Source organism: Micromonospora sp. WMMA1976, assembly GCF_027497335.1.
Taxonomy (GTDB): domain Bacteria; phylum Actinomycetota; class Actinomycetes; order Mycobacteriales; family Micromonosporaceae; genus Micromonospora; species Micromonospora aurantiaca.
This window is the reverse complement of sequence record NZ_CP114912.1, coordinates 5045270-5066686: the sequence shown is the minus strand read 5'-3', so window position 1 is coordinate 5066686 and position 21417 is coordinate 5045270. Positions and strand designations below refer to the sequence as shown.

The following is a 21417-nucleotide window of genomic DNA, read 5'->3' as shown; positions in this document are numbered from 1 at the left end:
GGTCCGGCCGGCGGACCGTACGCTTGGTGACCGTGAGCCCTCGTCGCAACCGCCCCCGCCGGGAGGAGAACCCCGGCCTGGACGCCGAGCGTGCCCGCCACGGCGTGCCGACAGTGCAGCAGTGGCGCGACGGCGACTGGCAGATACGCGCGATCAGCGGCGGGGCATCGGTCAAGACGTACCGTTGTCCCGGCTGTGACCAGGAGATCCGTCCCGGCGTGGCGCACGTGGTGGCCTGGCCGGCCGACGACCGGGGCGACCTGACCGACCGCCGGCACTGGCACTCCGGCTGCTGGCGGGCCCGGGACCGGCGCGGGCCGAGCCTCCAGCGCGGCCGGGGCGCCCCGCGCTACGGCTGAGCGATCTGGATCACCCGGTTCCCGTCCCGCTGGGCGGCGGGGCCGCCGACGCGGGAGACTGGCAGGCGTGAGCACTCCGATTCGCGCGTCGTCGATCCTGCCCGGCCGCCGGGAGGACATCGAGCTGCACACCGCCGACGGGCTGACGCTCGTCGGTGAGCTGGCCCGGCCGCTGGACCGTGAACCGGCCGCCACACTCGTCTGCCTGCACCCGCTGCCCACCCACGGCGGGATGATGGACAGCCACGTGTTCCGCAAGGCGGCGTGGCGGCTGCCCGCGCTGGCCGGCCTGGCCGTGCTCCGGTTCAACACCCGGGGCACCAGCAGCGTCCGCGGCACCAGCGAGGGGGTGTTCGACGGCGCCGTCGGCGAGAAGTTCGACGTGGCCGCGGCGATCGAGTACGCCGAGTTCCACGAGCTGCCGAACATCTGGCTGGTCGGGTGGTCGTTCGGCACCGACCTGGCGCTGAAGTACGGCTGCGACCCGGCGGTGGCCGGCGCGATCCTGCTCTCCCCGCCGCTGCGCTACTCAGCCCCGGAGGACCTGGGGGTCTGGGCCGAGACGGGCAAGCCGCTCACCGCGCTGGTCCCCGAGTTCGACGACTACCTGCGGCCGGAGGAGGCCCGGGAGCGCTTCGCCGCCGTGCCGCAGGCCGAGGTGGTGGGCGTGGACGGCGCCAAGCACCTCTGGGTCGGCGACGCGGAGAAGGTGCTGGACGAGATCGTCCGGCGGGTCGCCCCCGGCGTACCGCTGCCGCTGCCCACCGCCTGGGACGGCCCGATGGAGACCGGCGACGTCAGCGCGTACGCCGACCGCACCGTCGCCGCGTTCGCCGACACCCCGGTGCCCGGCCCGGCCCAGCGGCGCGCCGAGTAACGGCTCAGCGCGCGTCCTGACGCGGTAGCACCACCTCGCGCAGGATCAGCTGCAACGCGGCGACCGTCGGGATCGCGATGAGCGCGCCCACCACGCCCAGCAGCGCCACCCCGAGCAGCGCGGCGAGCAACGCGGCCACCTCGTTGACCGACACCGCCCGGCGCATGATCTTCGGATAGATCAGGTAGTTCTCCACCTGCTGGTAGAGCACGAAGAACACCAGGCAGGCGATGCCCACCGGCAGGTCCGTGGCGAGCCCGACGAGCGTCACCACCACCGCGCCCAGCGTCGCGCCTATCTGCGGGATCAGGTCGGTCACCGCGACCACCACGGCCAGTGCGAACGGGTACGGCAGGCCGACCGCCAGCGCGAACACGAACGTGCTCACCCCGGCCAGCACCGCGATGGCGAGCGCACCGACCATGTACGCGCCGACCCGGGTGAGGATCTCGTCGCCGATCAGCCGGACCCGCTCCCGGCGTGAGCGCGGCGCCAGCGCGTACCCGAGTTCGCGCAGCTTGTCGAAGTACGCCAGGAAGTAGATCGTCAGCACCAGCACGGTGAGCAGACGGAAGATCGTCCCGAAGATCAGTTGCGCGCCGCCGAGCACCCCGCCGAGCGCCCGCCCGACGTTGTCCGCGTTCGCCGCCGCCTGGACCCGCTCCATCACGTCGTACCGGATCACCAGGTCGTTGACCGTGGGGTTGCGGCGCAGCTCCTCGACGTACCCGGGCAGCTGCTGGATGAACTGACCGGACTGGGTCACCACCGGCGGCACCAGCGCCAGCAGCCCGGCCACGATCAGCAGCAGCAGGGTGAGCGTCACGACCGCCACCGCCAGCCCGCGCGGCACGCCCCACTTGCGCAGCCGGACCACCGCCGGGTGCAGGCCGACCGCGAGGAACAGCGCGATCACCACGAGCACCAGGATGCCGGCGGCGTTGCGGATGCCCAGGAACAACGCGTACGCGAGCAGCACGCCGAGCGCGCCGGTGAACCCGACCAGGAAGGCGCTGCGCCGCAGCGGGCGTCCCGGTACGCCGAAGCGCCCGCTCGGCTCGAACTCACCCGGCTCGACGTCGGTCGGCCGTCCGCTGCTCGTGTCCGTGCCGGATCGCGGTTCGCCGGCGGCGGTCGTGGCGTCGCGCGCGGGTTCCGCCTCGCCGGTGGGGTGCACGGCCGCCGCCTCGTCACCCGGGACGGCGGAACCCTCCTGCGACACCCGTGCCTCCCGGCTCCCGCGCTGCCCGGCTCGCCCGCCGGTGCCGTCCACGCCCGACGCGCGGCCCTCTGCCCGCAGGGTAGTCCTCGCCGTCCGCCCCGACCATCCCACCACCACTTCCCGCCGGGCCGTCCCGGCGCGGGTCACCCGCCAGTTCGGGGAGGTGGTGTGGTCCGGGTGGGTGGGATGCCGCCACTTCGCCGAAGTGGCGCTGGGTCCGCCAGGTCGGGGAGGTGGCGTGGTCCGGGTGGGGCGGATGCCGCCACCTCCCCGATCCGGCGCGGTGGGTGGATCAGTCCTTGTCGACAGTCACCGTGCTGGGCTTGGCACTGCGCTCGTCGGTGGTCGGCTTGGTCGGGCGCTTGCCGTTCTCACCGGTGCTGGTGATCTTCGTGGGGGTGGCGCCCCGGCCGCCCTCACCCGGTACGGCGGCAACAGTGGGCTCGCCGTCGACGCCCGCTCCGCCGGGGGAGTCCATCGTGGTCACCGGTTCGCCGACCGGCTTCGCCTTGCCCGCGTCGGCGGGCTCGCCGTCACCCCTGGCCGGCCCGGCGCCGTTGGGGACCGCGGTGGCGGTGCCCTTCGCGGCCACCGGCGCCCCGCCGCCGGCCGGGGTGTCGCCGGGGCTCTCCGCGCCGCTGGTGACCGGCGTGCCCTCGCCCGCCGGCGTGCCCTCGCCCGCCGGCGTGCCGTCGCCGGTGGACCGGCCGGTGGAGGCGGCAGCGAGGTCGTCCGGGTCGACCGGGGTGGCCGCGATCCCGGCCGAATCGGCGTCGCGCCGCAGGTCGGTGAGGCGGCGCTGCAGGTCGTCGGACTCCTGCCGCGACTTCCAGGTCTCGGTACGCAGGTCGGCCAGCTCCTGCTGGGCCTTGGCGATCTCCAACATGACCCCGGCGAGCTGCTGCCGGCCGGCGGCCACCTCCTGCTGGGTGGCGGCCAGGTGCTGCTGCGTGGTGGCGAGGTGCTGCTGGGTGGTGGCCGCGTACTCCTCGAACTGGCGTCGCGAGGCCGCGACGTGCTCGTCGGCCTTGCGGCGCTGCGCGCCGGCATCCGCCTCGGCGCGGCGCAGCAGCTCGGCGGCCTCCAGCTCGGCCTGCTGCCGCATGCTCAGTGCGTCGGCCTCGGCGGCCTGCCGGACGTCGGCGGCGGTGCGCTCGATCTCGTCGCGCCGCGTCGTGTACGCCTGCTCCAGCTCCTCCTGCCGCTTGGCGTGCTGCTTGTCCAGCTCGTCGCGGCGCTTGGCGAACTCCTGCTCGGCGGCGGCCCGGCGCTGGGCCAGCTCCTTCTCCGCGCCGTCCCGCCGCTCGGCGACCTCCTTCTCCACGCCGGCCCGCCATGCGCCCAGCTCCTGCTGGGTCTGCGCGCGGGCCTGCTGCACGTACGCCTCGGTCTCGGTGCGCATGCGCTGCACGTACGCCTCGACCTCGGCGCGGTTGCGCTTCCCGGCCTCGGCGGCCTCGGTGGTGAGCCGGTTGGCCTCGCTGCGGGCCCGGCCGCGGGTGGCCTTGGCGGCCTCCTCCGCGTCGTCCACGATCTTCTTGGCCTCGGCCAGCGCCTTGGCGTGCGTGGCCCGGCCGGCCTCGGCGGCGGCGTCGGTCAGCCGCTTGGCCTCCTGCTGGCCCTTGGCGTGCACCTCCTTGGCCGCCTCGCGGAGCTGGTTCGCCTCCTGCTGGGCCTTGGCCAGCGCCTCCTTGGCCGACTCCCGCAGCCGCGCGGCCTCCTGCTGGGCCCGGGAGTGGATCTCCTTGGCGGTGTCGCGGAGCTGGGTGGCCTCCTGCTGGGCCTTCGCCAGTGCGTCCTGGGCGGTCCGGCGCAGCTTCTCGGCCTCGTCCTGGGCGGCCGTCCGCAGCCTCGTCGACTCGTCCTGCGCGTCCTTGCGCAGCTTCGCCGACTCGTCCTTGGCGGCCTTCAGCGTGGCCTCGGCCTCGGCCTTGCGGGCGGCGGTGTGCCGCTCCTCCTCGGTCCGGCGGGCCGCAAGCGCGATCTCGAAGTCCTTGAGCGCCTGGGCGGCCTGCTCCCGGGCCTCCTCGACGATGTGCTCGGCGGCGGCGCGGCGGGCCTCGATCTCCTCGTTGGCGGCGGCCAGGATGTCGTCTGCCTGCTCCTCGGCCATGGTGAGGATCTGCTCGACGCGCGGACCGAGGTGCCGGAACGACGCCCGGTCCACCACCGCCGCCTGCTTGCGCACCTGGGCCAGGTCGCGCTGGAGCACCTCGACCTGACCGGCCAGCTTGTGGATCTGGGTGTATGCCTGTTCCCGCTCGGTGGTCAACGCCGCGATCTCGTGCTCCGCGCGAGCGACGTAGCGGTCGACCTGCCGTTTCTCGTATCCCCGCAGGGCTGACTCGAAGCTGGGCTCCGTCGTCACGTCCCCGCCGAGCGCGAACAGTTCCTCGCCGTGCGACATGCCCCCATCCTCACACGCATCCGGCTCTGCTGGGGCGATACGGACGCCCCTTCTGGGAGCTACTTCACCCTCCTGGCGAAACGGGCCGCACAAGCATGACGGCGCGGGGCGACACCGGTCACCCGGCGTCACCCCGCGCCGTGGCTCATGCCCCCGACAGCGGGTGTAACGGTCAGCCGGCCGACTCGGCCGTCACCTTCTGCGCGGCCGCGTCGCCCTTCGGCGCCTCGGTCTTGCCGCCGGCCGGCACGCCCGGCACGATGCCGGCCAGGCCGGACAGCATCTGCCCGAGCTGCGAGGTGACCGCGTCCTTCTGACGGGTCAGGTCCTCGACCTCGCGGCGGGCCGCCTGCGTGGTCAGCTCGGCCTCGGTGCGGGCCTCGTTGAGCACCCGCTGCGCCTCGGCGCGCGCCTCGTTGAGCGTCTTGTCGGCCAGCGCCTTGGCCTTGTCGACGGTCTCGTTGGCGGTGCGCTCGGACTCGACCCGCCGGGCCTCGGCCCGCTGCTCGATCTCCTTGGCCCGCTCCTGCGCGGCGCGGGCGCGCTGCTCGGCCTCGTTCACCAGCTTCTGGGTCTGCGCGACCTGGGCGGCGTGCCGCTCCGACTCCTCGCGCTCGGCCTTCTCGCGCCGCTCGGCGAGCTGGAGCTCCAGGGCCTGCAGGTCCTTGTCGCGCTTGTCGCGCGCGTCGGTGAGCAGCTTGGTCGCCTCGGCCCGCTTCTCCTCGGCCTCCCGGGCGGCCTTGGCGCGCTGCTGGGTGATCTCCCGCTCGGCGGTGGCGCGCAGCGTGGCGACCTCGCGCTCCACGGTCGACTTCAGCTCGGCCACCTCGTGCGCGGTGACCGTACGCAGCTGCTTGGTCTCCCGGTCGGCGTCGGCGCGCAGCGTGTCGGCCTCGCGGCGGGCCTGCACGCGGACCTCGGCGGCCTCGCGCTCGGCGGCGGTACGGACGCTGCCGGCCTCACGCTCGGCGGTCGCCTTCATGGCGGCGGCCTCGGCGCGGGCCTTGTCGGTGATCTCACGCGCCTCGAGGCGGGCGGCGGAGAGGATGCCCTCCGACTCGCGCTTGGCCTCGTTGCGGTGGTCGTTGGCCTGCTCCTCGGCCAGCCGCAGGATCTGCTCGACGCGAGTGCCCAGGCCGGAGAGCGTCGGCCGGCTGTTCTCCTCGAGCTGCTTGTTGGTCTCGGTGAGCTTCTGCTCCAGCGCGCTCTGGCGCTGCTCGGCCTGCCGCAGCCGGCGCTGGGCGTCGTTCATCCGCTGCTCGGCCTCGGCGCGGGCCTGTTCGGACTGGCTCAGGGCGGCGCTGAGGCGGCCGATGAAGTCGTCGACCTGGTTGGTGTTGTAACCACGCAGGCCAACGGTGAAATCGGGCTGTGAGTTCGCGTTATCGAAGAACGCAAGAGGGGAGGACTGCTGCTGGGGCATTGGGACATACTGGCAGACGCCCCAGGGTGGTTCGCAAGAGCGGTCGGCACCTTTCGCGTCCTGTTTACATGGTCAACTCGGTCGGCCGGTGAGACCGGACCAATTGGCGATCTTGGCAGCTCCCGGGCGGGTGGGGCGGGTCGGGCTTCTGCGGGGAAGGCGGCGCGAAAAGGGCCGCGGGCGGGTACCCGCGGCCCTTTGTGCGTACGCCGGTCGAATGGTGCCCGGCTCCGCCGGAAAGGCAATCCGGTGCGACCGTACGGTCAGTGACCGCGGAACCGGTTGATGGCGCTTTCGTGGCGCGAGCGCATCTCGGTGTCCCGGACGCCGAGCCCGTCGGCGGGGGCGAGGCACCGCACGCCGACCTTGCCCTGGTGCGCGTTGCGGTGCACCTCGTACGCGGCCTGGCCGGTCTGCTCCAGCGCGTACGTCTTCGACACGGTCGGGTGCACCTTGCCCAGCGAGACCAGCCGGTTGGCCTGCCACGCCTCGTGGTAGTTGGCGAAGTGGCTGCCGACGATGCGCTTGAGGTGCATCCACAGGTAGCGGTTGTCGTACTGGTGGTTGAAGCCGCTGGTGGAGGCGCAGGTGACGATCGTGCCGCCCTTCTTGGCGACGTAGACGCTGGCGCCGAAGGTCTCCCGGCCCGGGTGCTCGAAGACGATGTCCGGGTCCTCGCCGCCGGTCAGCTCGCGGATGCGCTCACCGAAGCGCCGCCACTCGTCCTGGTCCTGGGTCTGCTCGTCGGACCAGAACTTGAACCCCTCGGCGGTCCGGTCGATGACCAGCTCGGCGCCCATCTTGCGGCACAGCTCGGCCTTCTCCGGCGAGGAGACCACGCAGACCGGGATCGCGCCGCCGTTGAGCGCCATCTGGGTGGCGTAGCCGCCGAGGCCGCCGGAGGCACCCCAGATCAGCACCACGTCGCCCTGCTTCATGTTCGCGCCGTGGTGCGAGACGAGCTGCCGGTACGCGGTGGAGTTGACCAGCCCCGGGCTGGCCGCCTCCTCCCAGCTCAGGTGGCGCGGCTTCGGCATCAGCTGGTTGGCCTTGACGATCGCCAGCTCGGCCAGGCCGCCGAAGTTGGTCTCGAAGCCCCAGATCCGCTGCTGCGGGTCGAGCATCGTGTCGTCGTGGCCGGCGGAGTCCTCCAGCTCGACCGACAGGCAGTGCGCGACCACCTCGTCGCCGGCCTTCCACTTGGTCACGCCGGGCCCGGTGCGCAGCACCACGCCCGCGGCGTCCGAGCCGACCACGTGGTACGGCAGGTCGTGGCGGCGGGTCAGCTCGGAGAGCCGGCCGTAGCGCTGGAGGAACTTGAAGGTGGGCAGCGGCTCGAAGATGCTCGTCCACACCGTGTTGTAGTTGATCGCGCTGGCCATCACCGCGACGAGCGCCTCACCCGGGCCCAGTTCGGGGATGGGCACCTCCTGCACGTGCAGCGCCTTGCGCGGGTCCTTGTCGCGGGTGGCCATGCCCTCGAACATGCGGGTGTCCTCGGCACGCACCACCACGCCCCGGTAGCTCTCCGGCACGGGCAGGCCGGCGAGGCCGGCGAGCTCCCGCTCCGGCTGCGACGAACCCTCCGCCGCCATGATCGCTTCGAGGATGTCCTGCACGGTGACCTCCCGTTTGTCCACACCCGCACGACGCGGGCAGGGGTGCTGCCATCGTCGGCGCCGGTGCGACGGGACCGCCATGTCGGCAATCGACACATTCGGCAACCGGTCGCCGCTGCTGTTCGGGCGGACGTTACTGAACGGTAGCTAAAGCGGGAACCCCTCTGTGAAAAACTGCATCCACCGATGCGTGGAGGTGTCCGTGGGAACGTGCAAGTGCGCACTGCCGCGCGCCTTCTCACATGCCGGGAGGGGGCCGCGACCGGCCCCCTCCACGCGCGTCAGGCGGGCTGGACCAGCTCGATCAGCACGCCGCCGGCGTCCTTGGGGTGCACGAAGTTGACCCGGGAGTCCGACGTGCCGCGTCGGGGCGCGTCGTAGAGCAGCCGGACGCCGCGCTCACGCAGCGCCGCGCATGCCACGTCGATGTCCGCCACCGTGTACGCGACCTGCTGGATGCCCGGACCGCGCTTGTCCAGGAACTTGCCGATCGTGGTGTCCGGCGAGAGCGGCGCGAGCAGCTGCACCATGCCGCCGGAGGCGTCCGGCCCGACCGCGAGCATCGCCTCGCGTACGCCCTGCTCGTCGTTGGTCTCGGTGTGCACGCAGCGCATCCCGAACGTGCGCTGGTAGAAGTCGATCGCGGCGTCCAGGTCGGCCACGGCGATCCCGACGTGGTCGATGCGGCGCAGGCCGATGTCTGTGACAAACTCGGCAGCGGGCTCGACGGGGGAGTTCTCAGCCATGACGCTAGTCTGACCGAACAATCGTTAAGGCGTACAGGTCGGCACCCCCTCGGAGGCAGGCAATGGCTTCGGTGATCGTCAGCGGCGCGCGGACCCCCATGGGGCGCCTGCTGGGCAACCTCAAGGACCTCCCCGCGACCAAGCTCGGTGGCATCGCGATCAAGGCGGCCCTGGAGCGCGCCGGCGTCGCGCCCGAGCAGGTCCAGTACGTGATCATGGGCCAGGTGCTCCAGGCCGGCGCCGGGCAGATCCCGGCCCGGCAGGCGGCCGTCGAGGCCGGCATCCCGATGTCCACCCCGGCGCTGACCATCAACAAGGTCTGCCTCTCCGGGCTGGACGCGATCGCGCTCGCCGACCAGCTCATCCGGGCCGGTGAGTTCGACGTCGTGGTGGCCGGCGGCATGGAGTCCATGACCAACGCCCCGCACCTGCTGCTCGGGCAGCGCTCCGGCTACAAGTACGGCGACGTGACGGTCAAGGACCACATGGCCCTCGACGGCCTCACCGACGCATGGGACTGCTGCTCGATGGGCGAGTCCACCGAGCGGCACGGCGCGAAGCACGGCATCACCCGCGAGGAGCAGGACGCGTTCTCCGCGGCCAGCCACCAGCGCGCCGCCGCCGCGCAGAAGAACGGCCACTTCGGCGACGAGATCACCCCGGTGGTCATCCCGCAGCGCAAGGGCGACCCGCTGGTGATCAGCGAGGACGAGGGCATCCGCCCGGACACCACCGCCGAGTCGCTCGGCAAGCTGCGTCCCGCCTTCACCAAGGACGGCACCATCACCGCCGGCAGCTCCTCGCCGATCTCCGACGGCGCGGCCGCCGTGGTCGTGATGAGCAAGGCCAAGGCCAAGGAGCTGGGCCTGACCTGGCTGGCCGAGATCGGCGCGCACGGCAACGTGGCCGGCCCGGACAACTCCCTGCACTCGCAGCCGTCCAACGCGATCAACCACGCCCTGAAGAAGGGCGGCCTGAGCATCGAGGACCTCGACCTCATCGAGATCAACGAGGCGTTCGCGGCGGTGGGCATCCAGTCCACCCGTGACCTCGGCATCAGCCCCGACAAGGTCAACGTCAACGGCGGCGCGATCGCGCTCGGCCACCCGATCGGCATGTCCGGCGCCCGCCTCGTCCTCACGCTCGCGATGGAGCTGAAGCGGCGCGGCGGCGGCACCGGCGCGGCGGCGCTCTGCGGCGGTGGCGGGCAGGGCGACGCGCTGATCATCCACGTGCCGAACGGCGCCGAGAGCTGATTGCTGATACCTGTGAACGATGCACAGAACGCCCCGGCGGCGGCCACCGGCCCGGTGCGCCGCAGCCGGGACGTACCCATGCTGGTGGAGCGGGCCCGCGCGGGTGACCCCCGCGCGGTGGCCCGCCTGATCACCCTGGTCGAGTCCGGCGACGAGGTGCTGCCGCAGGTGGCGGCGGCGCTCGCGCCGTACGCCGGGCACGCCCAGGTGGTCGGCCTGACCGGCTCGCCCGGTGTGGGCAAGTCGACCACCACGAACGAGCTGGTCCGGGCGCTGCGGGCGCGCGGGCACCGGGTCGGCGTGCTGGCGATCGACCCGTCCAGCCCGTTCACCGGCGGCGCGATCCTCGGCGACCGGGTCCGGATGCAGGACCACGCGACCGACCCGGGCGTCTACATCCGCTCGATGTCCAGCCGGGGCCACCTGGGCGGGCTCTCGGCGGCGACGCCGCAGGCGGTGCGGGTGCTGGAGGGTGCCGGCTGCGACGTGGTGCTGGTCGAGACCGTCGGCGTCGGGCAGGCCGAGGTGGAGGTGGCCTCGCTGGCCGACACCACGCTCGTGCTGCTCGCGCCGGGCATGGGTGACGCGATCCAGGCCGTGAAGGCAGGCATCCTGGAGATCGCCGACGTCTTCGTGGTCAACAAGGCCGACCGGGACGGCGCGGACGCCACAGTCCGCGACATCCAGGGCATGATCGCGCTGGGCGAGCGCGGGCCGGGGGAGTGGCGTCCGCAGGTGGTGCGCTCGATCGCCGCCCGTGCCGAGGGCATCGACGACATCGCCGCCGCGATCGACAAGCACCGCGACTGGCTGGAGCGCCACGGCGAGCTGCGCCGCCGCCGGGAGGCGCGGGCCGCCGCCGAGATCGAGGCGATCGCGCTGGGCGTGCTGCGCGCCCGGATCGGCTCACTGCGCGACGGTACGCAGCTTCCGACGCTCGCCGCGAAGGTGGCCGAGGGCGCGATCGATCCGTACGCGGCGGCGGACGAGCTGCTCTCCCAGCTAGGCTCCTGACCCGCCCCCGCCCCGTCCACCGCTGCCACCTGACGGAACGCCGATCTCGCGTGACGGGAGGCGCTCCCACAAACCCCGCGATCTTGCAGTTGCGGCCCCGGTTGCGCCTGCTTCGCGGCTTGTGCCGGGGCCGTAACTCCATGATCGACGGTCGATGTACGCTCCCTCGGACGAAGGAGGGTGGGCGCGTGGAGCACGACGCTACTCAGGAGCTGCCGGCGATGCCTGAGGCCGTGGCGGGCGGGAGCACTTCGGTCTCGGACGAGGTGGTCGAGAAGATCGCGGTGGCCGCCGCGAAGTCGGTGCCCGGGGTTGCCGAGCTGGGCGGCGACATCGCCCGCTTCTTCAACGCCGTGCTGGACCGGGTCGGGCTGGAGCAGGTCGGGGACGCGCGGCGCGGCTGCTCGGCGCACGTCACCGACGGGTCGGCAGTGGTCAACCTCGTCCTCGTGATCGACGCCGGGTACCCGGTGCCGCAGGTGACGGGTGAGGTCCGGGCCGCGGTGGCGTCCGCGATCGAGGCGTACGGGCTGCGGGCCGCCGAGATCAACATCAAGGTCGACGACGTGGCGATGGGTACGCCCACCGCCTGACGCGCGCCGCCCGGCTCAGTCGTGTGCCGGGCGGGTCAGCTCCACCTCGTCGCCCGGCAGCAACTCCACGTCGCCCTCCGGGCCGTGGATCTCGAGCACCGGTACGCCCTCGTCCAGCAGCATGTTCCGGCGCTCGGCGCCGGTAGGCATCCGCGCGACGACTCTCGCGCCCGCGGCCAGCTCCACCTGCCTGCGCTGCGGCGTCTCCCGGACCCGCGTGCCGAGCGGACGGCTGGTGGTGACGAGCCCTTCCGATCGCAGCAGCGAAATCGCCATCCGGACCGCGTCGCGGCCGATCTGGTGCTCCTGGCTGAGCCGCGACTCGCTGCCGACGCTCGCCCCGGGCGGCAGCGCGCCCGATTCGATCTGCTCTCGGATCAGGTCGGCGAGCTGGACGTAGACCGGCGTGTGCGAGCGCGGATCGATGGTCATGACGTAAGCCTTGTGCCCCGGTAGATCTGATCCATCAAGGCTTTATGGCGATGATGGATTGTAGCCATGTTGGATTCTTGCTATGGTCGGAGCGTGTTCGTGCGGTAACCGGCGGACATGACTCCTTCGAGTGCTCAATCTCGACTGCCCCGGTGCCGTACCGCGAAGTGACGCTGCGGTGGCGGGGCGGGCGGGTCCGCCCGCGCGCGGCGGGCGGGTGGTCCCGCCCTTCCAGTCCCTTCGACCACGAGAGGCAGGCGTTCGTGCGGTGGAACCTCCGGTGGCCCGGTCGGCGCGCGCGAGCCGGTCGCGGCACCACCCAGCCGGGCTGCTACCGGGCGGCCAACTACACGCCGTTGCGCCCCTGGCAGGTGCGGGAACGGCGGTTCCGGACGACCCGGCTGGGCCGGCGCGGGCTCGACCCGGCCGAGGTGCACGAGTTCCTCGACCGGGTGGCGCTCGACCTGGCCGACGTCTACCGGGCGCTCGGCGTCAGCCGGGAGGAGACCGCGCGGGTCCGGGACGCGCTGCGGTGCTGGCAGTCCGAGCAGGCGCAGAGGCGGATGAACGCGGGAGCGTACCGTCGATGAGTTCCCGCGAGCGGTTCGTCATCCACCTGCCGGTCGTCGCCGGTGACCTGGCCGGCGCCGTACGCCTGGCCCGGGTCGTCGCCCGCTGGTCGGGCGTGCTCGCCCAGGCCGACCCGGGCGAGACCACCGTCTCGGCCGAGGACGAGCAGGGCGTACGCCATCGGGTCTTCTGCGATCTTCGGATGGGCGACGGCCGGCGCTGCCTGCTGCGGGCCGACCACGACGGCCCGTGCGCCCGCCGGCTGCTCCGGTGACCCGCCGCGCGGCCTGCGCACTCGTCGTGGCGGGCGGGGGCTGACCACCGCGCGGGTCGATGCACCGTACCGTTGTTCCCAGCGGCGCGAGGCCGCCGTGCGTCGGGAGGTTCGCCATGCCGAAGGGTGTCTCGTTCGCTCCAGTGCGCACCGTGAGGGCGTACGAGGGGATCGTCCGGCAGGTCGAGGAGCGGATCGCCGCCGGGGATCTGCGGCCGGGGGACCGCCTGCCGAGCGAGCGCGAACTGACGACCCAGTTCGACGTCAGCCGGTCCACTGTGCGTGAGGCGCTGCGCGTGCTGGAGAGCAGCGGCCTGATCCGTTCCCGCCCCGGTGACCCGCTCGGGCCGCAGGTGATCGCGTCGACCGCCTCGGCGATGCGCAAGCTGTTCGCCCGGGTCGTGGACAGTCGGCGGCTCGGCGTGGCGGAGCTGCTCCAGTTCCGCATGATCATCGAATCGGCGGCCGGGTCGGTCGCCGCCCGGCTGGCGTCACCGTCCGAGTTGGACGAGCTGGAGCAGGCGCTGACGGGCATGCGCGACGCGGTCGCCGAGGGATACGAGGCGTTCAGCGCGGCGGACCTCCGCTTCCACGAGTACGTCGCCCGGCTGTCCGGGAACGAGCTGCTCGTGCTCTGCCTCGACGCGGTCCGGAGCATGGTGCTGGACCTGATCTCGACCAAGCTCGCCCAGGCTCCGGACCCGGAGGCCCTGATGGAGCGCACGCTCGCGCACCACCGGCGCGTCATCGACGCGATGCGGGCGGGCGAGGCCGACGAGGTGGCCCGGCTGACCCGTCAGGAGCTGCACCACTACTACGCCGAGTACGTGCCGGAGGCGCGCCGCTCGATGGTGGACGTATTGCTCTGAATCCGCCTGATGTGGCCTGACCTCGGATTATTCGAGTCGGCCATCAGCTGAGCAGGCTCTTCCCTTCAACTGGTCTGACCAGTAGCCTCCCCCACATCTCGTCGTGTACCACGGGGGACCACCAGTTGCCCAATGCATCGACCGCCCCGATCGGGGCGGAGGTCGCACCGCTTCACATGGGAGAAGCTGCATGAAGTCGTCCAGATTCGCCGCGTTCGCCGCGGCAGCCCTGGTCTGTCCGGGACTCGTGCTCGTCGGGTCGCCCGCGTCGGCCAACCCCGCCGCCGGTGCCCCGGGCGCCCACAACGCCATCACCGACGTCCCCGGCATCCAGGTCGGCCAGGTCCAGTCCGACACCGCTCCGTACCTGACCGGCACCTCGGTCGTCTACATGCCGCAGATGTCCGTGGCGAGTGTGGACCAGCGTGGTGGCGCCCCCGCCACCAAGGAGACCGACCTGCTCAGCCCGCTGAACTCGAACCCGGGCGTCAACGCGATCCAGCTCGGCGGCAGCAGCATGTACGGGCTGTCTGCCACCAACGGCATCATCCGCTGGCTGGAGGACCGCGGCGAGGGCGTACGCGTCGGCGCCGGCGGTGTGGCCCCGATCGTGCCGGCCGCTGACATCTTCGACCTCGGCCGCGGCGGCGACCCGAAGGCCCGCACCTCCGCCGAGTGGGGCTACCTCGCGGCACAGGCCACCTCGGACGGTCCCGTTCGCCAGGGCGGTGTCGGCGGTGGCACCGGCGCCCGGGGCGGCGGCATGCGCGGCGGCGTCGGCACCGCGAGCGTCCACCTCGGCGACGGCATCTACGTCGGCGCGATGGTGATCGTGAACCCGGCCGGTTCCCCGGTCGACCCGGCCGACTGCACCCTGTACGGCGTCAAGTACGGCATCGGCGACGAGTTCGCCGGGTACAAGGCTCCCAAGAAGAAGGAGTGCAACCCGCCGACCCCGCCGGCCGCCGCCGCCGAGCAGCCGGCGAACACCACGATCGCCGTGGTCGCCACGAACGCCCCGCTGGAGAAGGCCGCCGCGCAGCGCATGTCCGGCAACGCGCACGACGGCATGGCCCGCGCGATCAGCCCGATCCACACGCTCGGCGACGGTGACACCGTGTTCGCGGTGTCCACCGGCAAGGGCGAGGCGCTCCAGATCAACGACCCGGCCGACAGCCGCCAGCTCAACGCCATCTTCAACGCCGGCGCCAGCACGCTCGCCCGGGCCATCGCCAAGGCTGTCCTCTCGTCCGAGAGCATCGGCAACACCACCAGCTACTGCGACCGCTACCCCTCGGCCTGCAAGGGCATGAAGCAGCTCAAGCAGTGGCGTACGCAGGGCAACGCCCCGGACGTGACCCCGCAGACCTTCGCCCAGGCGACCCAGGCGCTGGCCCAGACCCCGGTCCCCGCGCCGGCCGGTGCCGACAACGGCAAGGACAAGCCCAAGCCCAAGGCCGCTCCGGCGGGCAACACCACGAACGACGCCGCTCAGGAGTCGCAGAACGGCATGGTTCTCGCCTCCGGTAACACCGGTGGCCCCACGCTCTCCACGGGTGTGACCACGGGCCTGCTGGCCGCCGCCATCCTCGGTGTCGGCCTGCTGGGGATGCACCTGCGGGGACGCCGCCGGACGCCCTCCACCCGGCTCAGCTGACACGCACGCTGTCTCACCTCGCGCCGGCACCGTAGGCGCGTGACGATCGAGGCGGGCTCCGTCCACCCGGACTGGGCCCGCCTCACGTCGTTCCCGCCCCGCCGCCCGGTGGCGCGTCCGCGCTCGGTCTAGCCCGCCGATCTTGGAGTTGTGGCACCTCGCACAGCTCGCATACGGGGCATCCCAGGCGCCACAAGTCCAAGATCGACGGGGCGCGGGGCGTTCTACGCCGACCCACTTCGCAGCACGTCAGCTCCTGGCGTGTGGAGTGCGAGCGGGATTGCGCCGTTCCTCGGCAGCCCGGTGCATCGCGCTCCAACGCAGAGGCCGCACCGTAGGGCCAGACGTGGTCGTCGGCCGGGCGGAACACGTCCACCGCGGCATAGTCCTCGCTCGGCAGTGCGTTGTGTCGACGCCCCGCGGTCCCGGACGCGCAGGGCTACACGCGGGCAGCACCTCGACCGCGTCAGTCCACTCCGCACCGACCGCGGCTCCTCGGGCGTCCTCGGCCCCCCGCCCCCCGCGATCTTGCACTTTGTGCCGCGGCGAACGGGGTCAAATCCCCCGCGCCAGGGGCCGCAAGTGCAAGATCGCGGGGAGGGGGGAGCGGGGACGGGGAGCGGGGGGATGACAGAAGGACCTGGTGGGCGGAGCCCACCAGGTCCTTCTGCGCGTGGAACCGAGTTACTTCTTGGAGACCTTGGTGACGTCGAAGGACTGGGTCACCGCGTCCTTCGGGTAGCCCTCGACGCCGTCGCGGATCACCGCGAGGTTCGGCAGCAGGAACAGCCAGTCGCTGGCCGCCTCCTGCGAGATGACCTTCGCGGCCTCGGCGAACTTCTTGTCCCGGGTCGCCGCGTCCAGGGCCGTGTCGGCCTCGTTCATGAGCTGCGTGACGGCCGGGTTCTTGTAGCGGTAGTAGTACTCCGGCTGGCCGTAGCGAACCAGGTCACGCGGCTCGACGTGGGCGATGATCGACAGGTCGTAGTTGGCCTTGCCGAGCACCTTGTCGAGCCACTGCGGCATCTCGACGTTGTTCTGGGTCACCTTGATGCCGACCTCGGCGAGCTGCGAGGCGACGAACTGCGCGGAGGCGCGGGCGTAGCCGGGCGGCGGGACGTCCATGGTCAGGGTGAGCCCGTTTGCGTGACCGGCGTCGGCGAGCAGCTGCTTGGCCTTGGCGGGGTCGTGCGGGAAGTCGCCGGTGCGGTCCTCGTACCACGGGTCGCTCGGCGGCACCATGCTGCCGATCTTCGTGCCGTAGCCGGACCAGACGGTCTTGATGAGCGCGTCGTGGTCGATCGCGTGGCGGATGGCCTGGCGCACCCGGGCGTCGGCCAGCGGGCCCTTGGCGTTGTTCATCGCCAGGACGACCTCACCGGTCGTCTTGCCCTCGACCACCTCGAACTGCTTGTTGCCCTTGAACACCTCGAGGAGCTGCGGCGCCTGGATGTTCGCCACGATGTCGAGCTGGCCGGAGAGCATCGCGTTGTTCAGCGCGTTGGCGTCGGTGATGTACCGGAAGACGGCGGTGCCGACCTTGGCCTTCTCACCCCAGTAGCCGTCGTTGCGCACCAGCGTGATGCTGTCGCCGCGGTTCCACTTGTCGAACTTGAACGGGCCGGTGCCGTTCGGCTTCGTGCCCAGGTCGGTGGCGTTCTCCTTGAGCACCACGCCGACCCGGCCGGCGACGTCGAACAGCCAGCTCTGGCTGGGCCGGGACAGCGTCACGTCCACGGTGGAGGCATCCGGCGCCTCGACGGTCTTCACGACTGTCATCTGCGACTTGAACGGGTTCGTCGAGCCTTCGGCGGTGACCCGCTTGAAGCTCCACACCACGTCCTGCGCGGTGAGCTTCTGGCCATCGTGGAAGGTCACGCCGTCGCGCAGCTTGAACGAGTACTTGGTGCCGTCTTCGGACACCTTCCACTCGCTGGCCAGCAGCGGCTCCACCTCGCCGGTACCGGCGTTCTGGCGCACCAGGCCCTCGTACACGTTGTAGAGCAGGACCTGCGGGATCGCGGCGCCGGCCTCGGCGGTCAGGTCGAGGCTCACCGGCTCGAGGTAGGCGCCGAGGGTGACCGTTCCGTTGCCGGAACCACCGCCGGTGGTGGTCTCCGAGTCGCCGTCGCTACTGCACGCGGTCAGAGCCAGCGCCGTGGCGAGCAGCACGGCGGGCAGCGTTATCTTCAGCCGATTCATTCGTGTGTCCCATCGCGAAGAACGCCAAGGGCGCTCGTAGCCTGTGAGGCGGGACACTATGAGCGTGGTACCCGATGCAAAAGGGCCAGTTCAGCGGGGTCGGCAGGTACCAATCAGCGTCCGGCTACCGGGCCACCCGGAACCCGGTGTTGCCGGTCGACGAGTCGACGGTGGTCCGACTCCGTGCTGCCACGCGGTATCGGTTGCAGTAGGAGTCGTGGCACAGGTACGAACCACCCCTGATGACGCTCTCACCTGGTGAGATGCGGCCTCGGTGGTCGCGCCAGGGTTCGGCCGTGAGTTCCCAAACGTTGCCCGCGACGTCGTACAGGCCGTAGCCGTTCGGCGGAAACGCGGTCACCGGAGAGGTGCCCGCGAACCCGTCGTCCGCGGTGTTGACAGTGGGGAAGGCGCCCTGCCAGATGTTGCAGCGGTGCCGCCCGCCCGGGGTCAGTTCGTCGCCCCAGGCGTAGCGGGCCTGCGACAGGCCGCCGCGTGCCGCGTACTCCCACTCGGCCTCGGTCGCCAGCCGGGTGCCGGACCACAGGCAGTACGCCTCGGCGTCCCGGTGCGAGACGTGGACGACCGGGTGCCGCTCGCGTCCGCGTACGTCCGACCCGGGCCCGTCCGGGGCGGCCCAGTACGCCCCCTCGACGGCCAGCCACCACGGCGCCTGCGGCACCGACGCGTCGAGCACGTACCGGTGCGCGGACGGCGCCAGCAGCAGGTGGAAGACGAACGACCAGCCGTACCGTTCCGCGTCCGTGCGGTAGCCGGTGGCGTCGACGAAGCGGGCGAACTGCCGGTTCGTCACCGGCGTCGCGCCGATCTCGAACGGGCCCACGGTCACCGGCCGGACCGGTCCCTCCAGGTCCTCCGGGAAGCCCTCCGGGTCGTCGGTGCCCATGAGGAAGGTGCCGCCGGGCAGCGCGATCAGGTCGTCCGTACCCCCGTGTGGTGAGCGGACCGCGCCCGCCGCGGCGCCGGTGTCGGCGGCGGTGGGCGGGCGTTTCGGCGCGCAACACGGCGACGGCGGGGAAGTGCCCCCGCCGTCGCCCGGATCGACCGGTTCGGTGCTCACATCCGTGTCACGCCGGCAGGGCGTCCGCCTGGTGCGCGCCCTCGCCGATGGCGGCGGCGACCGCGTCGCCGAAGTCCTCGGTCGACATGCCCATCTCCGGCCCGCGCATGGCGCCCAGGCGCGGCAGCACCGCCTTCACGCCGTCCTCCAGGCTGCGGGCCGCCTCCGGGTGACCCAGGTGCTCCAGCATCAGCGCGGCGCTGAGGATCGACCCGGCGGGGTTGGCCCAGCCGCGGCCGGCGATGTCCGGCGCGGAGCCGTGCACCGGCTCGAACATGCTCGGCGCCGACCCGGTCGGGTTGAGGTTGCCGCTGGCGGCCAGACCGAGACCGCCCTGCACGGCGGCGCCCAGGTCGGTGATGATGTCGCCGAACAGGTTGTCGGTGACCACGACGTCGAACCGCTCCGGCTGCGTCACCAGGTAGAGGCACATCGCGTCGACGTGTACGTAGTCCACAGCGATGTCCGGGTACTCCGCGGCGACCTCCTCGAAGGTCCGCTGCCACAGGTCGCCGGCGTACGTGAGGATGTTCGCCTTGTGCACCAGGGTCACGTGCTTGCGGCGGGTCAGGGCCAGCCGGAAACCGTGCCGGATGAGGCGTTCGACCCCCTTGCGGGTGTTCACCGACTCCTGGGTGGCGATCTCGTCCGGCCCGCCCCGGTGGATGAAGCCGCCGGCGCCGACGTACGCGCCCTCGGTGTTCTCCCGCAGGATCACCAGGTCGCACTGCTCGGGGCGCAGGCCGCCGATGGGCGTGGGCACCCCGGGCAGCAGCTTGACCGGCCGCAGGTTCACGTACTGGTCGAACGCGGTCCGCAGGTGGATCACCAGGCCGCGTTCGAGCACGCCGGGCGGCACCGACGGGTCGCCGACGGCGCCGAAGAGAATGGCGTCCGCCTTGGCCAGTTCCTGCTCCACGTCCGGCGGTACGACCTGGCCGGTTATCCGCCAGTAGTCCGCGCCGAGTTCGTAGTCCTCCCAGACCAGGTCGATCCCGAACCGTCGGGCGGCGGCGTCGCACGCCTTGACCGCCTGTGCGGTGACCTCCGGTCCGATGCCGTCGCCGGGCACCAGCGCGATTCGCTGGGCGCTCATGAGTCCACCCCTGTCCGCGTGCAGGAGACCGTCACCTGCCATCGCCCGGCCAAGCGTGGCGGGAACGGGCCCTCCGCAACAGGTCCAGGTCTCCGGCTAGGCTGGTACCAGCGGGACGCACAGGGCGTGTGCAGGGCGTACGACGACGGGACGAGGCGAGGCCCCCGCGGAAGTGGGAGGTCGAGGTGGCGGATTTCCTGCTGCCGGTCAACCCGCAGAGCACGGTTCCGCTCTACGAACAGATCATCACCGGGCTCGAGGACGCCATCCTCGCCGGGCAGTACGACGACGGCCCGCTGCCGAGCACGCGCCGCCTGGCCGAGGCGCTCGGCGTCTCCCGGAACACGGTGCTGACCGCGTACGACCGGCTCATGGAGCAGGGTCTGATCGTGACCGTTCCGCGGCGCGGTCTCTACGTCTCCTCCGACGCGGTGGTGCGGATGCGGGCCGCGCGGCGGACCGCCCGCTCGCCGATGCAGCCGATCGACTGGGCGGCGCGGCTGCCGGAACCGCCGCCCACGCCGGTACACCGGGATCCGGCCTGGTCGCGGGCGCCGTTCCCGTTCGTGGTCGGCCAGCCCGACCCGTCCATGTTCCCGATCGGCGCGTGGGAGCGGGCGCAGCGTGAGGCGCTGCGGCAGGACGGGCTGTCCCGGGTCATCGGGGACGCCGGCCAGGCCGACGACCCGGAGCTGGTGCGTCAGCTCTGCGAGCACGTGCTGCCCGCGCGCGGCATCTCCGCCCACCCGGACCAGGTGATGATCACGCTGGGTTCGACGCACGCGCTGCACCTGCTGGCGAGCGTCCTCGTCCGGCCGGGCAGCGTGGTGCTCGTCGAGGACCCCGGCTACCCGGACGCCCGGACGATCATGCAGATGGCCGGCGCCGACGTGGTGCCCGGCCGGGTCGACGAGGACGGCCTGGTCGTGGAGGACCTGCCGGCCGACCTGCACGGCGCCCAGCTCGTGTACGTCACGCCGAGCCACCAGTACCCGACCGGCGCGACCATGTCGGCGTCCCGGCGGGAGGAGCTGCTGCGCCGGGCCGGGGCGGCGGACACGGTCGTGATCGAGGACGACTACGACCCGGAGATGACGTTCCGGGGGATGCCCGCGGTGGCGGTGCGGGCGCTCGACGACGAGGACCGCGTGGTCTACCTCGGCAGCTTCAGCAAGCTGCTGGCGCCGGGCCTGCGGCTCGGTTACGTGGTGGCGTCCCCGGCGCTCGTGGACGCCATGCGGGCCCGTTCCCGCTACGTGCTGCGTCACCCGCCCGGCCCGATGCAACGCGCCCTCGCGCAGATGATCGCCAGCCGCGACCTGGCCCGCCACGTGCGCCGCGTCCGCGCCCACTACCTGGGGCTGTACGAGGAGATGGTGCGGGCGGTCGAGCGGCATGTGCGCTGGGGACCGCAGCCGGTGCCGCGCGGTGGACTGGCCCGGTGGATCACCGGCCCGCCGGGGCTGGACGCCGGTGAACTGGCCCGCGAACTGCGCCGGCAGGGCGTGCTGCTGGACCCGGGCGCGCCGTACTGGGCTGCCCGGCCGGCACCGCGTCACCACCTGCGCCTGGGGTACCAGGTGATGCCGCTGGACCGGATCGACGAGGGGGTGCGACGGGTCGTCGAGGCGGTAGAAGACCAGGTCCGGCCGCGACTGGTACCCCCACCGACCCGGAAACTGGACGTTCCCCTCCGGGGGCGGAGTTCGTAACCTCCGAC

At 72.3% G+C, this 21417-nt stretch carries 19 protein-coding genes; 10 read left to right on the top strand and 9 right to left on the bottom strand.

The window, feature by feature from the left end; translation table 11 throughout:
• Positions 1-26 precede the first annotated feature (26 nt).
• Positions 27-359 carry a hypothetical protein gene (locus O7546_RS23230; RefSeq protein ID WP_281600038.1) on the top strand — a complete coding sequence of 111 codons (333 nt, stop codon included), beginning with the start codon at positions 27-29 and terminating at the stop codon, positions 357-359.
• 67 nt (positions 360-426) lie between these two features.
• Entirely contained in the window at positions 427-1236 is an 810-nt protein-coding gene (locus O7546_RS23225) for an alpha/beta hydrolase (protein WP_269697553.1), read from the top strand.
• 4 nt (positions 1237-1240) lie between these two features.
• Here O7546_RS23225 and O7546_RS23220 read toward each other — a convergent pair whose 3' ends face one another.
• From O7546_RS23220 to mce, 5 genes are all read right to left on the bottom strand, one after another.
• A complete protein-coding gene (locus O7546_RS23220; RefSeq protein WP_194800611.1) occupies positions 1241-2458 on the bottom strand; it encodes an AI-2E family transporter in 1218 nt (405 codons plus the stop codon).
• Between the two features lie 292 nt (positions 2459-2750).
• Positions 2751-4865, bottom strand: a complete 2115-nt coding sequence (locus tag O7546_RS23215) for a hypothetical protein (protein ID WP_269697552.1) — start codon at positions 4863-4865, stop codon at positions 2751-2753.
• Between the two features lie 172 nt (positions 4866-5037).
• Positions 5038-6288, bottom strand: coding sequence for a DivIVA domain-containing protein (locus O7546_RS23210; RefSeq protein WP_194800613.1), 1251 nt, complete (start codon positions 6286-6288; stop codon positions 5038-5040).
• A 263-nt stretch (positions 6289-6551) separates the two neighbouring features.
• Positions 6552-7907: a crotonyl-CoA carboxylase/reductase gene (ccrA, locus tag O7546_RS23205; RefSeq protein WP_281601180.1), complete on the bottom strand. Its 1356-nt coding sequence runs from the start codon at positions 7905-7907 to the stop codon at positions 6552-6554.
• A 281-nt stretch (positions 7908-8188) separates the two neighbouring features.
• Entirely contained in the window at positions 8189-8653 is a 465-nt protein-coding gene (gene mce / locus O7546_RS23200; RefSeq protein WP_194800614.1) for a methylmalonyl-CoA epimerase, read from the bottom strand.
• A gap of 62 nt (positions 8654-8715) precedes the next feature.
• Between mce and O7546_RS23195 the strand changes: the two genes are divergently transcribed.
• The 3 genes from O7546_RS23195 (at position 8716) to O7546_RS23185 (ending at position 11516) form a co-directional block, all read left to right on the top strand.
• Positions 8716-9909, top strand: coding sequence for an acetyl-CoA C-acetyltransferase (locus tag O7546_RS23195; protein WP_194800615.1), 1194 nt, complete (start codon positions 8716-8718; stop codon positions 9907-9909).
• 78 nt (positions 9910-9987) lie between these two features.
• Entirely contained in the window at positions 9988-10923 is a 936-nt protein-coding gene (gene meaB / locus O7546_RS23190) for a methylmalonyl Co-A mutase-associated GTPase MeaB (RefSeq protein WP_228532036.1), read from the top strand.
• 188 nt (positions 10924-11111) lie between these two features.
• Positions 11112-11516, top strand: coding sequence for an Asp23/Gls24 family envelope stress response protein (locus tag O7546_RS23185; protein ID WP_281600037.1), 405 nt, complete (start codon positions 11112-11114; stop codon positions 11514-11516).
• A 15-nt stretch (positions 11517-11531) separates the two neighbouring features.
• Here O7546_RS23185 and O7546_RS23180 read toward each other — a convergent pair whose 3' ends face one another.
• The gene (locus O7546_RS23180; RefSeq protein ID WP_030503874.1) at positions 11532-11948 is read right to left on the bottom strand and encodes a winged helix-turn-helix domain-containing protein; all 417 of its coding nucleotides are present in this window, start codon (positions 11946-11948) and stop codon (positions 11532-11534) included.
• A gap of 263 nt (positions 11949-12211) precedes the next feature.
• On the opposite strand from O7546_RS23180, the gene O7546_RS23175 reads away from it, so the two are divergent.
• The 4 genes from O7546_RS23175 (at position 12212) to O7546_RS23160 (ending at position 15318) form a co-directional block, all read left to right on the top strand.
• Positions 12212-12538 carry a DivIVA domain-containing protein gene (locus O7546_RS23175; RefSeq protein WP_194800730.1) on the top strand — a complete coding sequence of 109 codons (327 nt, stop codon included), beginning with the start codon at positions 12212-12214 and terminating at the stop codon, positions 12536-12538.
• Positions 12535-12792 carry a hypothetical protein gene (locus O7546_RS23170; RefSeq protein WP_194800618.1) on the top strand — a complete coding sequence of 86 codons (258 nt, stop codon included), beginning with the start codon at positions 12535-12537 and terminating at the stop codon, positions 12790-12792. Before O7546_RS23175 ends, O7546_RS23170 begins: the two co-directional genes overlap by 4 nt.
• A 152-nt stretch (positions 12793-12944) precedes the next feature.
• On the top strand, positions 12945-13661 hold the full coding sequence (locus tag O7546_RS23165; RefSeq protein WP_269697550.1) for an FCD domain-containing protein: 717 nt from the start codon (positions 12945-12947) through the stop codon (positions 13659-13661).
• Between the two features lie 190 nt (positions 13662-13851).
• Positions 13852-15318 (top strand): P1 family peptidase, encoded by a 1467-nt coding sequence (locus O7546_RS23160; RefSeq protein WP_269697549.1) that lies wholly within the window; start codon positions 13852-13854, stop codon positions 15316-15318.
• Positions 15319-16002: 684 nt separating this feature from the next.
• On the opposite strand, the gene O7546_RS23155 is transcribed toward O7546_RS23160, so the two are convergent.
• The 3 genes from O7546_RS23155 to O7546_RS23145 form a co-directional block, all read right to left on the bottom strand.
• Positions 16003-17520 (bottom strand): ABC transporter substrate-binding protein, encoded by a 1518-nt coding sequence (locus O7546_RS23155; RefSeq protein ID WP_281600036.1) that lies wholly within the window; start codon positions 17518-17520, stop codon positions 16003-16005.
• A 124-nt stretch (positions 17521-17644) separates the two neighbouring features.
• Positions 17645-18601 (bottom strand): formylglycine-generating enzyme family protein, encoded by a 957-nt coding sequence (locus O7546_RS23150; protein ID WP_281600035.1) that lies wholly within the window; start codon positions 18599-18601, stop codon positions 17645-17647.
• Between the two features lie 7 nt (positions 18602-18608).
• Positions 18609-19697 (bottom strand): 3-isopropylmalate dehydrogenase, encoded by a 1089-nt coding sequence (locus O7546_RS23145; RefSeq protein WP_269697546.1) that lies wholly within the window; start codon positions 19695-19697, stop codon positions 18609-18611.
• Between the two features lie 185 nt (positions 19698-19882).
• Here O7546_RS23145 and O7546_RS23140 point away from each other — a divergent pair, with 185 nt between their 5' ends.
• Positions 19883-21409 (top strand): PLP-dependent aminotransferase family protein, encoded by a 1527-nt coding sequence (locus tag O7546_RS23140; protein ID WP_194800624.1) that lies wholly within the window; start codon positions 19883-19885, stop codon positions 21407-21409.
• The last annotated feature ends 8 nt before the right edge of the window (positions 21410-21417 follow it).